Source organism: Mycobacterium sp. IS-1742, from assembly GCF_001500125.1.
Lineage (GTDB): Bacteria > Actinomycetota > Actinomycetes > Mycobacteriales > Mycobacteriaceae > Mycobacterium.
In genome coordinates this window covers 241,371-255,664 of the sequence record NZ_LQIV01000023.1, presented here as the reverse complement: position 1 = coordinate 255,664, position 14,294 = coordinate 241,371, and the positions used below count along the sequence as shown (strand labels likewise).

Annotated in this window: 15 protein-coding genes; 5 read left to right on the top strand and 10 right to left on the bottom strand. The window is 69.6% G+C overall.

The features are described from left to right. Positions 1-162 precede the first annotated feature (162 nt). A complete protein-coding gene (locus tag AU196_RS15725; protein ID WP_059095994.1) occupies positions 163-1,356 on the top strand; it encodes a serine hydrolase domain-containing protein in 1,194 nt (397 codons plus the stop codon). Between the two features lie 46 nt (positions 1,357-1,402). Further along, positions 1,403-2,161: a hypothetical protein gene (locus tag AU196_RS15720; RefSeq protein ID WP_059095993.1), complete on the top strand. Its 759-nt coding sequence runs from the start codon at positions 1,403-1,405 to the stop codon at positions 2,159-2,161. A gap of 12 nt (positions 2,162-2,173) precedes the next feature. Here the strand turns inward: AU196_RS15720 and AU196_RS15715 are convergent, their stop codons facing one another. The 7 genes from AU196_RS15715 to AU196_RS15685 all read right to left on the bottom strand — a co-directional run bounded on the left by AU196_RS15715 (position 2,174) and on the right by AU196_RS15685 (position 9,232). Continuing rightward, positions 2,174-3,856: a cation:proton antiporter gene (locus AU196_RS15715; RefSeq protein WP_059095992.1), complete on the bottom strand. Its 1,683-nt coding sequence runs from the start codon at positions 3,854-3,856 to the stop codon at positions 2,174-2,176. Between the two features lie 45 nt (positions 3,857-3,901). Next, on the bottom strand, positions 3,902-4,708 hold the full coding sequence (locus AU196_RS15710; protein WP_059095991.1) for an Fpg/Nei family DNA glycosylase: 807 nt from the start codon (positions 4,706-4,708) through the stop codon (positions 3,902-3,904). Positions 4,709-4,711: 3 nt separating this feature from the next. After that, complete coding sequence (locus tag AU196_RS15705) at positions 4,712-5,191, bottom strand: ribose-5-phosphate isomerase (RefSeq protein ID WP_059096102.1); 480 nt, start codon at positions 5,189-5,191, stop codon at positions 4,712-4,714. Positions 5,192-5,209: 18 nt separating this feature from the next. Continuing rightward, positions 5,210-6,163: an isopenicillin N synthase family dioxygenase gene (locus AU196_RS15700; protein WP_059095990.1), complete on the bottom strand. Its 954-nt coding sequence runs from the start codon at positions 6,161-6,163 to the stop codon at positions 5,210-5,212. Further along, positions 6,160-6,603 carry a nucleoside deaminase gene (locus AU196_RS15695; protein ID WP_197415803.1) on the bottom strand — a complete coding sequence of 148 codons (444 nt, stop codon included), beginning with the start codon at positions 6,601-6,603 and terminating at the stop codon, positions 6,160-6,162. The genes AU196_RS15700 and AU196_RS15695 overlap by 4 nt, the downstream gene beginning before the upstream one ends. A gap of 82 nt (positions 6,604-6,685) precedes the next feature. Then, on the bottom strand, positions 6,686-8,497 hold the full coding sequence (locus tag AU196_RS15690) for an AMP-dependent synthetase/ligase (RefSeq protein ID WP_059095988.1): 1,812 nt from the start codon (positions 8,495-8,497) through the stop codon (positions 6,686-6,688). A 114-nt stretch (positions 8,498-8,611) separates the two neighbouring features. Beyond that, positions 8,612-9,232, bottom strand: a complete 621-nt coding sequence (locus AU196_RS15685; RefSeq protein ID WP_059095987.1) for a mycothiol-dependent nitroreductase Rv2466c family protein — start codon at positions 9,230-9,232, stop codon at positions 8,612-8,614. A 188-nt stretch (positions 9,233-9,420) separates the two neighbouring features. On the opposite strand from AU196_RS15685, the gene AU196_RS15680 reads away from it, so the two are divergent. The 3 genes from AU196_RS15680 to AU196_RS15670 are packed head-to-tail and all read left to right on the top strand — an operon-like array spanning position 9,421 to position 12,855. Further along, the gene (locus AU196_RS15680; protein WP_059095986.1) at positions 9,421-9,801 is read left to right on the top strand and encodes a DUF732 domain-containing protein; all 381 of its coding nucleotides are present in this window, start codon (positions 9,421-9,423) and stop codon (positions 9,799-9,801) included. A 9-nt stretch (positions 9,802-9,810) separates the two neighbouring features. Continuing rightward, entirely contained in the window at positions 9,811-12,396 is a 2,586-nt protein-coding gene (gene pepN / locus AU196_RS15675; protein WP_059095985.1) for an aminopeptidase N, read from the top strand. 54 nt (positions 12,397-12,450) lie between these two features. Beyond that, positions 12,451-12,855 carry an HNH endonuclease gene (locus AU196_RS15670; RefSeq protein ID WP_059095984.1) on the top strand — a complete coding sequence of 135 codons (405 nt, stop codon included), beginning with the start codon at positions 12,451-12,453 and terminating at the stop codon, positions 12,853-12,855. Here AU196_RS15670 and AU196_RS15665 read toward each other — a convergent pair. Genes AU196_RS15665 through AU196_RS15655 form a run of 3 tightly spaced genes read right to left on the bottom strand, consistent with a single transcriptional unit; the run spans position 12,844 to position 14,290 of the window. Then, a complete protein-coding gene (locus tag AU196_RS15665) occupies positions 12,844-13,341 on the bottom strand; it encodes a DUF5130 domain-containing protein (RefSeq protein ID WP_059095983.1) in 498 nt (165 codons plus the stop codon). The two genes, AU196_RS15670 and AU196_RS15665, sit on opposite strands and share 12 nt — an antisense overlap. Next, positions 13,328-13,609: an aa3-type cytochrome oxidase subunit CtaJ gene (gene ctaJ, locus AU196_RS15660; RefSeq protein WP_502687264.1), complete on the bottom strand. Its 282-nt coding sequence runs from the start codon at positions 13,607-13,609 to the stop codon at positions 13,328-13,330. The genes AU196_RS15665 and ctaJ overlap by 14 nt, the downstream gene beginning before the upstream one ends. Before the next feature lie 27 nt (positions 13,610-13,636). Then, entirely contained in the window at positions 13,637-14,290 is a 654-nt protein-coding gene (locus AU196_RS15655; RefSeq protein WP_059095982.1) for an HNH endonuclease, read from the bottom strand. Positions 14,291-14,294 lie beyond the last annotated feature (4 nt).

Below are 14,294 nucleotides of genomic sequence, written 5' to 3'. Positions count from 1 at the left end.
GTGGGGTGCTACCAGTTAGGACGAGATTTGTGGCCCGCCAATTGCCCGCACATTAAGGTGCTGTGACCGAACCTCCCCCGGACCGTGATCGGCTCGCGGTGGCACTCGAAGTGGGCCCGTCGTTAGGCTTTTCACAGGCAACGCCGATCCGCAGGAGGAGTAGTGGACTGCTCGACGGCACCGCGGATATCGGGTTCCTGTGCCGACGAGTTCACCGCAGTCCGGGAGGCTTTCGCCCGCAACTTCACCGACCGCGAGGAGATCGGCGCCGCCGTCGCGGTCTGGGTCGACGGCGATCTGGTCGTCGACCTGTGGGGCGGTTCGGCCGACGGCGCCGGCGCGCGGCCGTGGCGTCGCGACACCCTCGCCAGCGTCTTCTCCGGTTCCAAAGGTCTCACCAGCACCTGCGTGCACCTGCTGGCCGACCGCGGCGAGATCGACCTGTACGCGCCGGTCGCCCGGTACTGGCCGGAGTTCGGGCAGGCCGGCAAGCAGGACGTCACGACGGCGATGGTGTTGGCGCACCGCTCCGGGGTGATCGGGCCGCGCACCCGGTTGCACTGGTCGGAGGCGGCCGATTGGGATGCGGTGTGCAGGCACATCGCGGCGGCCGAACCGTGGTGGCCGCCGGGCACCGCGCAGGGCTACCACATGGTGACGTTCGGGTTCATCCTCGGTGAGGTGGTGCGACGGGTGACCGGCCGCACCATCGGGGAGTACCTCCGCACGGAGATTGCCGAACCGCTCGGCGCCGACGTCCACATCGGCCTGCCCGCAACCGAACACCACCGCTGCGCCGAGATGGTCGACAAGCCCCACATCCGCGACGTGCTGGCCGCGGGTGCGGCGCCGGGCCGTCCGCACTCGCTGGCCGAGCACCCGATGGCCGGGCTCGCGGTCGCGATGGGGTTCGTGCCCGACGACGAGCTCGGTTCGCACGCCCTCGAGGTGTGGCGCGAAGCGGAGTTCCCCGCCACCAACGCCCACGTCTCGGCACTGGGCATGGCCACCGTCTACAGCGCGCTCGCACAGGAGAAGCTGCTCTCCCGCCGGCACATGGACAGGGCGCGGGTCTGTCAGGGCGGCTTCGACACCGACGTGGTACTCGGTCCGCGCGTCGCCGATCACGGCTGGGGTCTGGGCTACATGCTCAACCAGCGCGGCGTCGCCGGCCCCAACCGGCGCGCGTTCGGCCACGGCGGGTCCGGTGGATCGTTCGCCTTCGCCGATCTCGAGCACCGCATCGGCTACGCGTATGTGATGAACCACTTCGACGCCACGAAGTGCAACGCCGATCCCCGCACCGTTGCGCTGTCCGACGAGATCTACCGCGCCCTCGGCGTGCGCATCCGCTGAGTTTCGCGCACCGCGAACGGCGAGGTCGCGTCGGTAGGCTGGACGTATGAACGGCGTCCTGCTCGTCTTGATCATCGTGGTCGTCGCCGCGCTCGCGCTGGCGGTCTACAACTCCTCGAAGGCGTCGGGCCGGCGCACCGCGGAGTCGCTGGCCGACGCGAAGGCCGACGCGCGCCGGGTGATCGAACGGCTCGGCGGCCAGGTGCTCAACCTCACCGGGACCGACGAGGCGTCGAAGCAGGCGTTGGCCGACGCGTCGGAGCGCTACACCGCCGCCGCGTCGCAGATCGACCAGGCGACCTCGGCCAGACAGGCTGAGCTGGCGAAGGAGAGCGCGGTCGAGGGGCTGTACTACGTGCGCGCGGCGCGCATCGCCATGGGTATGGATCCGGGCCCCGAACTCGAGACGCTGGCCGGGCAGCGTTCGGCGGGTGCGGTGACCGAGGACCGCCGCGTGCAGTTCGACGGCCGTGAGATCGAGGCCTCGCCGACCCCCTCGCAACGCACCCCGAACTACTACCCCGGCGGCCGCGTCGCGGGCCGTCCCGTCCCCGCCGGCTGGTACTCGGAGCCGTGGTGGAAACCGGCGCTGGTCGCGGGCGCGTGGGGGCTGGGGTCGGTGCTGCTGTTCGACGCGTTGTTCTCCGGCATGCACGGCAGCGGGTACGAGCAGGGTTTCGCCCAGGGGTACGACCAGGGCTTCGATCAGGGTCAGGATCCCGGGGGCGACGCGGGCGGTTGGGACGGCGGCGACACCGGCGGCGGCTGGGGCGATTTCGGCGGCGGGGACTTCGGGGGCTTCTGACCCCGGCCCCCGTCAGATCCGGCTCTCCAGCCGGGCCGAGACACCGGCCTCCTGCAGGTCCAACCGTTCCAGCATGGCGCGCACCGCCTCGTCCTCGATCCGGCCGGCGTCCCGTTCGGCGATCAGTGCGCTGCGCTGCGCGCACAGCACATCCCGGTAGAGCTGGGAGAACACCTCGGCACGCGGTGTGTGCGATTCCGGGTCGGGCATCTCGTCGGCGTCCTGGGCGTGCCGGGCGATGGTCTGCCTGATGTTGGCCAGCGTCTCCTCGTCGAGTCCGGGCGGCGGCGCGTCGGCGAAACGGTTGAGCACCTGGTCGGCGGCGAGGTGCACCACCTGTTCGGCCTTGTGGGTCTCGGTCTCGTCGGACTGCCGGTCCTCCTCGAACGACGGTTGCAGCCAACGGATCAGCGGTGGCAGCGTCCACCCCTGCAGCAGCAGTGTGCCGACGCTGACCACGAACGCGATCGCCTGGATCGTGGCCCGTTCGGGGAAGGCCTCGCCGTCGACCGTCGTCAGCGGTATGCCCGAGGCCGCCGCCAGCGTCACCACCCCGCGCATCCCGGTCCACGACACGACCACGTTCTCCTGCCACGTCAGTGTCCGCCGGTCGACCAGCGCCGAGAGCCGGCCCGTCCTGCCCCGCCTGCGCACCCCCAGCGCGCCGCGGCCGCCGTGCTCGGGTTTCGGCACGCTCAACTTGGACTCGACCTTGCGGGAGAGCACGCCGCGCCCGAACATCACGAACACGCACACGGGCCGGATCAGCAACACCACCAGCAGCACGACGGCGGACGCGACGGCGACCTCGGCCAGCGACTCGTGCGCCCGGTGGAGGTCCTCGAGCACGAAGCGCAACTGCAGCCCGATGTAGGCGAACACGAACGCCTCGAGCATCACGTCGACGGAGTTCCACACGTAGCGTTCCTGCAGCCGGGTCTGGTACCCGGCGTCGAGCGAACCGTGGCCGACGACGAACCCGGCGACCACCACGGCCAGCACCCCGGAGGCGTGCAGATGCTCGGCGGAGATGAACGCCGCGAACGGCACCACGAGTCCCTGGATCGTCTCCAGCCCCGGGTTGGCCAGCCTGCGCCGGATCCACAGCGTGACGAACCCCAGCGCCGCCCCGACGAGGGGGCCGAGCAGCGCGCTGTAGCCGAACAGCAGCACCGGGTTCTCGATGAACGCCCGGCTGCCCGCCACCTGGGCCACCGCGATCGAGAACAGCGACAACGCGGCGGCGTCGTTGACCAGGCTCTCACCGGTGAGGATCGCCATCACCTTCTTGGGCAGGCCGAGGCGACGGCCCACCGCGACGGCGGTCACCGCGTCGGGCGGCGCCACCACCGCGCCGAGGATCAGCGCGGCCCCGAACGTCAGTGACGGCACCAGCCACGACGCCAGCCCGGCCACCGCGAACGTGGTGATCACCACCAGTCCGACGCCGAGCCCGAGGATCGGGCGGATGTTGCGCAGGAACGTCGGGAACGAGAAGCTCAACGCCGCCGAGTACAGCAGCGGTGGCAGCACCACCGACAGCAGCACCTCGGATTCCAGTTCGACGCCGTTGAAGTCGGGCGCGAAGGACACCACGAACCCGACGACGACGAGGACGAGGGCGGGTTCCAGTCCGCGGCGGTGCGCGATGGCGGTGACCACGATGGCGCCGACGACGACGAGGATCAGTTCCACCGGGAGATTGTCGCTGCTGGCGGCGGCCCGCGCCGCGTTACCCGCTCAGCTCTGGCAGGTCGGGCACCAGAACAGATTGCGGCCCTCCAGGACGGCGGTGCTGATCGACGTGCCGCAGATCCGGCACGGCTCGAGCGCCCGGCGGTACACGTAGGTCCGCGGCCGGCCCGTCCGGTACGACGGTGCGCCGTGGTCGTCCTCCGGTCGCACGGTGACGATCTTGCCGCGCCGCACACCGACTTTCATCAGGCCGACGAGGTCGGTCCACATCGCGTCGAACTCGCCCGGTTCGAGGTTGGTGCCCAGCCGGAAGGGGTCGATGCGGTGGCGGTACAGCAGTTCGCTGCGATAGACGTTGCCCACCCCGGCGATCACCGTCTGGTCCATGAGCAGCGCGCCGACGGGTCTGCGTGACCTGTTGAGCCGGTGCCACGCGGGCGCCGGATCGGCGTCGCGGCGCAGCGGGTCGGGTCCGAGCCGGGCCAGGATGTCGGACACCTGCGCCTCGTCGACGACCTCGCAGGCGGTGGGGCCGCGCAGATCGGTGCCGTGCTCGGCGCCGACGATGCGCATCCGCACCTGCCCGACCGGATCGGGCGGCGGTTGGTCCGCCGACAGGGTGAACTCGTCGAACCGCCCGTACAGGCCCAGGTGCACATGGACGATGCGGCCACCGCGGTAGTGGTGGAACAGATGCTTACCCCACGCGCTGGCACCGGTGAAGGTGCGGCCGTCGACCATCGCCGCGCCCTCGGCGAAGCGACCCTGCGGGCTGTCCACCCGCACCCGCTGCCCCTTGTACCGCTTCTGGTGCAGCCGGGCGAGCCGGTGCAGCGTGTGGCCCTCGGGCATCCGTCAGGCAGATGCGCCGGGCACCGGCGGCGCCTCGTGGGTGCGCTCGTAGTCGGCGAGGATGTCGATACGGCGTTGGTGGCGTTCGGCTTCCGACCACGGGGTGGCCAGGAACGCGTCGACGATCGCGAGCGCGTCGGCCTCGGAGTGCATCCGGCCGCCGAGTCCGATCAGCTGCGCGTTGTTGTGCTCCCGCGCCAGCTTGGCGGTCTCCACACTCCAGGCCAGCGCGCAACGGGCGCCGGGCACCTTGTTGGCGGCGATCTGCTCACCGTTGCCCGAGCCGCCGAGCACGATGCCGAGGCTGCCCGGATCGGCGACGGTCTTCTCCGCCGCGGCGATGCAGAACGCCGGGTAGTCGTCGTCGGCGTCGTAGCCGAACGCACCGCAGTCCACCGGTTCGTGGCCGGTGCTGCGGAGGTGCTCGACGATGACCTGCTTCAACTCGTAGCCCGCGTGGTCGGCTCCCAGGTAGACGCGCATGGCGGCCATTGTGACAGGTCAGCCGACGGTGATTGCGTCGAGGCGCTCCTTGATGAAGTCCGACGACGTGACCGGCTCCAGACCGGACACCCGCCCGATCGGCGGGCCGAGTGGCGTGACGACGGCGTCGTGGTTGGCCTCGTAGAAGTAGATGAGCGAGACGAGGTCCTCCTCGGGCGCGTCCGGCTGCGGCGGGAGCACCCGGTGCCGCCCCGACGGCCAGCGCCGCCCGCTCCAGTACTCCAGCAGATCACCGATGTTGACCGTCAGCGCATCCGCCCGGTACGGGGCGTCGGCCCACCCATCGGCGTCGGAGAACACCTGCAGCCCACCGGCGCCCGGTTCGCGGTCGAGGATGGTGACGGTGCCGAAGTCGGTGTGCGGTCCGATGCGGAACTGTCCGGGCTCCGGTTCGCCGACCACGCTGACCGGCGGATAGTGGTTGATGTTCATCGTCCACGTCGGCCGGCTCGCGAGCTGCCGGAAAGGGTTGTCGGACAACCGGAGCGCGTGCGCGAAGAGCGCCAGCAGATCGTCGGCCACGCGGCGCATCTCCGCGGTGTACGCCGTGACCAGCGGCCGCAACCCGGGCACCTCGTCGGGCCACGCGTTGGGGGCGAACCAGATCCGGTCGACGTCCGGATCGCCGGTCGGCGTGTCGGCGCCCAGGCTGAAGCTCTCCTTGAGGTCCGGCGGTGTCTCGGTGCCTTCGGCGTACCCGTTGGCCTCCGCGCCGGGGCCGATCCAGCCGTGGCCGCCGACCGGAACCGAGTAACGGGCCTTCACGGAGTGCGGTTGGGCGAAGAATGCGCGGGCCGCCGCGCGGACGTCGGCCGCCAGCGCCGGGTCGACGCCGTGCCCGGTGACCAGGATGAACCCTGCCCGCTGCAGACCTTCGTCGACCTCGGCGGCAACGGCGTCGGCCTCGGCGCCCCCGGCGTACCACCGGGACAGATCGACGGTCGCGATCATTCGGCGCTCCCTTGGGCGAGGCCGATGTCCTCGTTCCACAGTTCCGGGTGCGCGGCGATGAACTCGCTCATCATCGCCACGCAGCGCTCGTCGTCCACGATGGTGACGTCGACGCCGTGCTCGGCCAGCCAGTCGTGCCCGCCGGTGAAGGTGCGACTCTCCCCGATGATGACCGCGCCGATGTTGAACTGCCGTACCAGTCCGCTGCAGTACCAGCACGGCGACAGGGTCGTGACCATCACGGTCGACCGGTAGTCGCGTTGGCGGCCGGCGTTGCGGAACGCGTCGGTCTCGGCGTGCACGGACGGATCATCGTCCTGCACCCGCCGGTTGTGGCCGCTTCCGAGCAGCACGCCGTCGGCACCGAAGAGCGCCGCGCCGATCGGAATCCCGCCCTCCGCCAGACCTTTTCGCGCTTCGGCGTATGCAACGTCGAGCATCTCGGCAACAGTGGTCACGGGGTGGGCTGGGCTCGGCACAGCCCAAACTAACACCCGCCGTTCACGAGGGCTCGGCGAACACCTAGCCCGAATAGAACGAGTCCAGCACGTCCTTCTGCTGTTCCTCGACGACCGAACGCTTGACCTTCAACGACGGTGTCAGCTCGTTGTTCTCGATGGAGAGGTCGTGGTCGAGGATCGCCCACTTCTTGATGGTCTCCCACCGATTGAGCTCCGAGTTCAACCGCTCGATGTACCCGCCGATCAGGTCGCGCACCGCATCGGATTTCACCAGCTCGGCGTAGGACTTGTCCCCCAGACCGTTCTCGCCGGCCCAGCCGGTGATGGCGTCGGGGTCCAGAGTCACCAGCGCGACGCAGAAGTTGCGGGACTCGCCGAAGACCAGCATGTGGCCGGCATAGGGGCACAGCGCCATGAACTTGCCCTCGATGGCCGGCGGCGCAACGTATTTGCCGCCGGAGGTCTTGAACAGCTCCTTGAGCCGGCCGGTGATGGTGAGGAACCCGTCGTCGTCGAGCTGACCCCGGTCGCCGGTGCGCAGCCACCCGTCCTCGGTCAGCGTCTCGGCGGTCTTGTCGGGCAGATTGTGGTAGCCGTCCATCACGCACGGACCCTTGATCTGCACCTCGCCGTCGTCGCTGAGGCGCACCTCGCTGCCGTCGAAGACCTGCCCGACCGTGCCGAGCCGGTAGTTCTCCAGCCGGTTGATGAACGCGCCCGCGGCGGTCTCGGTGAGCCCGTAGCCCTCGAGGATCAGCAGGCCCGCGGCGTGGAACCACTCGGCGATGTCGCGGTTCAGCGGTGCCGAGCCCGAGATCATGAACCGGATGCGGCCGCCGAACACGTCGCGCACCTTGCTGAAGACCAGCCGGTCGAACAGGCCGTGCGCCAGGGCCAGATGCGGCGGCACGGACCTGCCCTCCCGGCGCAGGCGACTGACCTGACGGCCCACCGCGAACGCCGCGTTGAACAGTTTCTCCTTGACGCCGTGCTGCTGGGTGACGACCTTCGCGTGGGCCTTCTCGAAGATGCGCGGCGCCGCGCCCATGAAGGTCGGCTTGACCGTCCCCATGTTCTCGACGATCTTGTCCACCCTGCCGTCGATGGCGCTGGCGAAGCCGCAGGCCAACTGCGCCGAGATCAGCACCTTGCCGAACGCGTGCGCCAGCGGCAGCCACAGCAGCTGCAGGTCGTTCTCGTCGAGGATGCCGAAACCGGCGATGGTCTCCCCCTCGTACACCCACGCCTTGTGAGGGAGCCTGACGCCCTTGGGTTTTCCGGTGGTGCCCGAGGTGTAGATGAGTGTGGCCAGCTGATCGGTGGCGATCGCGTCGGAACGGTCGCGCACGGCGGACGGCTGCTGCTCGAGGTGCTTGCGGCCCTGGTCGATGACGTCGGCCAGGCCCACCGCCCAGTCGCCGTCACCGGCGCCGTCGAACAGCACCACCTTCTCGAGGTTCGGCAGTTCGTCGCGCTTGTCCTGCAGCTTCTGCAGCTGCGACTCGTCCTCGGCGAAGACGAACCGCGACTCGGAGTCGCTGAGGATGTAGGCGGTGTCGGCGGCGTTCGTCGTCGGGTACACCGTCGTGGTCGCGCCGCCTGCGCACATGATCGCCAGATCCGCGAGGATCCACTCGTACCGGGTGCTCGACGCGATGCCCACCCGCTGTTCAGGTTCGATGCCGAGCGCCAGCAGGCCCGCGGCCAGTGCCTCGACCTGGTCGGCGGCCTCCTGCCAGGTCAGCGACGTCCACGTGCCGTCGTCGAGTTTGCGGAAGGCTTCGTGTTGCGCGGACTTCTCGACACGGTCGAAGAACATCGTGGCGACGTTGGCGGAGGCGGTGCCGGACCGCTTCTGGCTGTCGATGGACATCGTTGTCTCCGGTGATTCGGGGCGGGTTGCGACGCCGCCCCTCGCGGGGCGGTCATCGATGGTTGCACACTCATACCCGGTCCACACCGTTTCGACGCAGCACCGCCGCGTCGATCAGTCGAACGACGGCCTCTCCGTGCGGGTGCGCTTGAGTTCCCAGAAATGCGGATACGAGGCGAAGGTGACCGACGCGTCCCACAGCCTGCCGGCTTCCTCGCCGCGCGGGATCTTCGACAGCACGGGACCGAAGAACGCCACACCGTTGACGTGGATGGTGGGGGTGCCGACGTCGTCGCCGACGGGATCCATGCCCTCGTGGTGACTGGTGCGCAGCGCGTCGTCGTACTGGTCGGACGTGGCGGCCTCCGCCAGTTCGGCGGGCAGACCGACCTCGGCGAGGGATTCCGCGATGACGGCGGTGAACTCGGGGTCGGATTCGCCGTAGCCCTGGTTGTGGATCCGGGTGCCCATCGCGGTGTAGAGCGGCGCCAGGACCTCCGGCCCCTTGGCCTGCTCGGCCGCGATCGCGACCCGGACGGGACCCCATGCCCGCTTCATCGCCTCCTGGTACTCGTCGGGCAGGTCCCGCCCTTCGTTGAGCACCGCGAGGCTCATGACATGGAAGTTCACCTCGACGTCGCGCACCTTCTCCACTTCGAGGATCCAGCGGGAGGTGATCCAGCACCACGGGCACAGCGGGTCGAACCAGAAATCGGCTCGGGACTTGTCGGTCATCGGCGATCCTTTCGGTGACGGGGCACACTTCCGTGCTGCACAACTTCCGTTCCCCGTCGAGTGTTCCCCGCACGCGTCATCCGCGCCGGAACCACAGGACACACGCAGTGGTGGGCGAACCTTGATCGAATCGTGTTGTTGCTGTGACTTGAGTAAACCAGTGTGGCAGTGGACAGACGAGGAGCACCATGTCCGCACCAGTTCGAACCCGGTTGACGGTGGCGGCGTGTGCCGCCGCGGTCGCCGGCGCCCTCATGACGGCCCCGACCGCGGCCGCCGACCCCGTCGACGACGCGTTCCTGTCGGCCCTCAACAGAGCGGGGGTCCGCTACGACAACCCCGTCGACACCGTCGCGCTCGGCAAGCGGGTGTGCCCGATGCTCGTCGAACCCGGCAAGGATTTCGCGAAGGTCGTCGCGACCGTGCGCAACGACGGCGTCCCGCCGGACCTGGCGGCCTTCTTCGCCGGAATCGCCATCCAGATGTACTGCCCGTCGATGGTGTCGTCGGTGGGCAACGGCACCTTCCTCAACTGGCTGCAGACGACGAGGTTCCCCCGCGCCCGATAGGTTGGGTGCGTGGCACTTCCCAACCTGACCCGCGAACAGGCCGTCGAGCGCGCGGCGCTGATCACCGTCGACAACTACCGCATCGACCTGGACCTCACCGACGGTGCCGGTGCGCCCGGCGAGAAGACGTTCCACTCGGTCACCACCGTCACGTTCGAGGCGACGGCCGGCGCCGACACCTACATCGACATCGCCGCCGACACCATCCGCGCGGCCACCCTCAACGGCAACGACATCGACGTCTCCGGCTACGACGAGTCGACTGGCATCCCGCTGGCCGGTCTGGCCGAGCGCAACGTGCTCGTCGTCGATGCCGACTGCCGGTACTCGAACACCGGCGAGGGTCTGCACCGCTTCGTCGACCCGGTCGACGACGAGGTGTACCTGTACTCGCAGTTCGAGACGGCCGACGCCAAACGGATGTTCGCCTGCTTCGACCAGCCCGACCTCAAGGCGACGTTCGACGTCACCGTCACCGCGCCCGCGCACTGGGAGGTGGTGTCCAACGGCGCGCTGGAGGGCAGCCGTGACGACGACGCCGCCAAGACACACGTGTTCGTGCAGACGCCGCGGATGAGCACCTACCTCGTCGCCCTGATCGCCGGACCCTACGCCCGCTGGGACGACCTGTACCGCGACGAGCACGGTGAGATTCCGCTCGGACTGTTCTGCCGCAAGTCGCTGGCCGAGCACATGGACGACGAGCGGCTGTTCACCGAGACGAAGCAGGGATTCGGCTTCTACCACGACAACTTCGGTGTGCCGTACGCGTTCGGCAAGTACGACCAGCTGTTCGTGCCGGAATTCAACGCGGGGGCGATGGAGAACGCCGGGGCGGTCACGTTCCTGGAGGACTACGTCTTCCGCAGCAAGGTCACCCGCGCCTCGTACGAGCGCCGCGCCGAGACGGTGCTGCACGAGATGGCGCACATGTGGTTCGGCGACCTGGTGACGATGCAGTGGTGGGACGACCTGTGGCTCAACGAATCGTTCGCGACGTTCGCCTCGGTGCTGTGCCAGGCCGAGTCCACCGAGTACACCGAGGCGTGGACCACGTTCGCCAACGTGGAGAAGTCGTGGGCCTACCGTCAGGACCAGTTGCCGTCGACCCATCCGGTCGCCGCCGACATCCCGGACCTGCACGCCGTCGAGGTGAACTTCGACGGCATCACCTACGCCAAGGGCGCCAGCGTCCTCAAACAACTCGTCGCCTACGTGGGTCTGGAATCGTTCCTGGCCGGTCTGCGGGACTACTTCCGCGACCACGCGTTCGGTAACGCGACGTTCGGTGACCTGCTCGGCGCGCTCGAGAAGTCCTCGGGCCGTGACCTGTCCGGCTGGGGACGGCAGTGGCTCAAGACCACCGGACTCAACACGCTGCGCGCCGACTTCGACGTCGACGCCGAGGGCCGCTTCACCCGCTTCGCCGTCGCCCAGAGCGGCGCCGCGCCGGGAGCCGGTGAGACCCGCGTGCACCGGCTGGCCGTCGGTGTGTACGACGACGACCCGACCACGGGGAAGCTCGTGCGGGTGCACCGCGAGGAACTCGACGTCGAGGGTGAGAGCACCGACGTGCCTGCGCTGCAGGGGCTTTCGCGCGGGAAGCTGGTGCTGGTCAACGACGACGACCTGACCTACTGCGCGTCACGGCTGGATCCGCAGTCCCTGCAGACGGTGCTCACCCGCATCGCCGACATCGCCGAACCGCTGCCGCGGACACTGGCCTGGTCGGCGGCCTGGGAGATGACGCGCGAAGCCGAGCTGAAGGCCCGCGACTTCGTGGCGCTGGTGATGAGCGGTGTGCACGCCGAGACCGAGGTCGGGGTGGCGCAGCGGCTGCTGCTGCAGGCGCAGACCGCGCTCAACTCCTACGCCGATCCGCAGTGGGCGCGGGAGACCGGCTGGCCGGCGTTCGGCGACCGGCTGCTCGACCTCGCCCGCGAGTCGGCGCCCGGGTCGGATCACCAGTTGGCGTTCGTCAACGCGCTGTGCACCTCGGTGCTGTCGCGCAACCACGTCGCCGTGCTGGCCACGCTGCTGGACAACGAACCCGCCGCGGTGAACCTCGAGGGTCTGGTCCTCGACACCGACCTGCGGTGGCGGATCGTCACGGCGCTGGCCGCCAGCGGCGACATCGACGCCGACGGACCCGAGACACCGTTCATCGACTCCGAGGCCGCGAGCGATCCGACCGCGGCGGGCCGGCGCCACGCCGCGGCGGCGTCGGCGGCTCGACCACAGCCGGGCGTGAAAGAGGCTGCGTGGCAACAGGTCATCGAGGACGACACGCTCGCCAACATCACCACGCGGTCGATCGTTGGCGGCATCGTGCAGCCCGGTCAGCAGGCCCTGCTGGCGCCGTACACCGCGAAGTACTTCGCGGCCATCCCCGGCGTGTGGGAGCGCCGCTCCAGTGAGGTCGCACAGACCGTGGTGATCGGCCTGTACCCGTCGTGGGACATCAGCGACGAGGGCCTGGCCGCGGCGGACCGCTTCCTCGACGGAGATGTGCCGCCAGCGCTGCGCCGCCTGGTGCTCGAGGGTCGCGCCGGGGTGGAGCGTGCCCTGCGCGCGCGCCGCCACGACGTGAGCTGACGTTCCGCGCGAGCGCGCGTGTCTGCACACGACACACCGGCGTTGTGCGGCACTTTGCGCACGCTCGCGCGGCATCCTCATGCGGTGGCCGTCAATCGCTCTCGCAAGGCACGTGCGGCGCGCAGGCGCACACTGCGCGTCGCACGCGTCGTCAACGACCTCACCGCCGCGGAATGGTCGGCGCTCAAGGAAGCGTGGAACGGCTGCGCCTACTGCGGGGCGACCGAAGGCACCATGCAGCGGGACTGCGTCATGGCGATCTCGCGGGGCGGACGGTACACGCTCGACAACGTGGTGCCGGCGTGCGCGTCCTGCAACACGAGCAAGTGCAACGACGAGGTCACCGGCTGGATGCGCCGCAAACGCCTCGACGAGCGCCGGTTCCTGACGCGCTACATCGAGATCCGCGGCGCGCTCCTGCAGGCGCGCGCCCTCGCTGAGCCGGGGTCAGCGGGGTGAGACGCCCGCCGACAGCACGCGCACTCCGCTGATGATCCCGTCGATGAGGTTGCCGTCCTTCAACGACGCGGCGGTCGCGGAGACGCCCAGCGGTGCGGCGGTCTCGATGCCGCGGCCCTTGACGTCGATGCCGTAGACCACCTCGATCGCATGCTGATCCGGCGACACCGCCAGCAGCACGGCATTGTTCGGCGTCGGCACCTGCGCCAGGATCTCGCGTGCCGTGGCAGCGGTGTCCGCCCCGAGGTCGCCGATGTAGACCGCGAAACGGGCCTTCGCCGCCCGCGACCCGTACTTCAGCGCATCGTCGAGCACGACGAGGTCCTTGGTCGCGAACGGATAGTCCACCGACAGGGTGCCGGGCTCCGTCACCCCGGACAGCCGTCCGCTCGAGGTCAGCGCCCAGCCGTAGGGCAGACCCTGGCGCTCGACCGCCGCGCGGTGACCGGTGACGGCGACTCCGGTACCGACTTCACCACTTGCCACTTGCGCCGCCTCCAATCGTCACGGGGTTCGAGTGATGCTCACCGACGTTGCCGCCGTGCGCGGCGGTGTCGGCCTGAACGCTGTGGCCGGTCGCATGCTCCTGATGCGACGGCTCGTCGGCCGCCCACAGGATCGGCGAGTGCCGCCACGGCTCGGACAGTTTGTAGCTCGCCGGGTGCGGGCCCTTGCCACGCATGAAGATCAGGGCCAGGACCGCGTACAACCCCAACGGCACGAGGACGAGGACGAGGATCACGGAGGTGGTCACGGTCTCAAACCGTATCCCACCGGCAACTCAGGCCGCTCCCTCACCCAGGTATCTCACCCACGCCGGGTCGAGTTCCTTGACCGTCGACAGCAGCCGCCAGTGCTGTCCCTTCGGCGGCAACGGCGCGAAACGCAGCGACCAGCCCAATTCGACGAGCAGGTGGTCGGCCTTGCGGTGGTTGCAGGGCGCGCAGGCGGCAACGCAGTTCTCCCACGAATGGTCGCCGCCGCGGCTGCGCGGGACGACGTGGTCGACGGTGTCGGCCTTCGCCCCGCAGTACGCGCACCGGAACCGGTCGCGGTGCATCAGCGCCGCCCGGGTCATCGGCACGCGGGCCCGGTAAGGCACCCGCACGAAACTACGCAGCCGGATGACCGTCGGCACCGAGATGCTGCGGGTCGCCGAGTGGATCACCGGGCCCGCCGGATCCTCGTGGACGACGTCGGCCTTACCGCAGATCAGCATCACCACCGCCCGTCGCAGCGGCAGCGCGGTCAGCGGCTCGTAGGTCGAGTTGAGGAGCAGGACGCGTCGGCGCCCCCACAGCGACCCGTCATGGCCCGGGGCCGCGGCGTCGACGCTGTGCAGCACGCGGGCGCTCGCCGCGGGACCCGAGGGGCCGACCGCGGCCGCACGCTTGTGACCGGTCGGTCTCGACGGGCTCTTCTTGCGTTGCGCCATACGT

What these genes read in the sequence shown, in the direction of transcription:
- AU196_RS15685 (WP_059095987.1), bottom strand. Translation starts at nt 9,232, where the DNA reads ATGACCGACAAGTCCCGAGCCGATTTCTGGTTCGACCCGCTGTGCCCG.
- AU196_RS15700 (WP_059095990.1), bottom strand. Translation starts at nt 6,163, where the DNA reads ATGATCGCGACCGTCGATCTGTCCCGGTGGTACGCCGGGGGCGCCGAG.
- AU196_RS15690 (WP_059095988.1), bottom strand. Translation starts at nt 8,497, where the DNA reads ATGTCCATCGACAGCCAGAAGCGGTCCGGCACCGCCTCCGCCAACGTC.
- AU196_RS15655 (WP_059095982.1), bottom strand. Translation starts at nt 14,290, where the DNA reads ATGGCGCAACGCAAGAAGAGCCCGTCGAGACCGACCGGTCACAAGCGT.
- AU196_RS15710 (WP_059095991.1), bottom strand. Translation starts at nt 4,708, where the DNA reads ATGCCCGAGGGCCACACGCTGCACCGGCTCGCCCGGCTGCACCAGAAG.
- AU196_RS15705 (WP_059096102.1), bottom strand. Translation starts at nt 5,191, where the DNA reads ATGCGCGTCTACCTGGGAGCCGACCACGCGGGCTACGAGTTGAAGCAG.
- AU196_RS15720 (WP_059095993.1), top strand. Translation starts at nt 1,403, where the DNA reads ATGAACGGCGTCCTGCTCGTCTTGATCATCGTGGTCGTCGCCGCGCTC.
- AU196_RS15680 (WP_059095986.1), top strand. Translation starts at nt 9,421, where the DNA reads ATGTCCGCACCAGTTCGAACCCGGTTGACGGTGGCGGCGTGTGCCGCC.
- AU196_RS15695 (WP_197415803.1), bottom strand. Translation starts at nt 6,603, where the DNA reads ATGCTCGACGTTGCATACGCCGAAGCGCGAAAAGGTCTGGCGGAGGGC.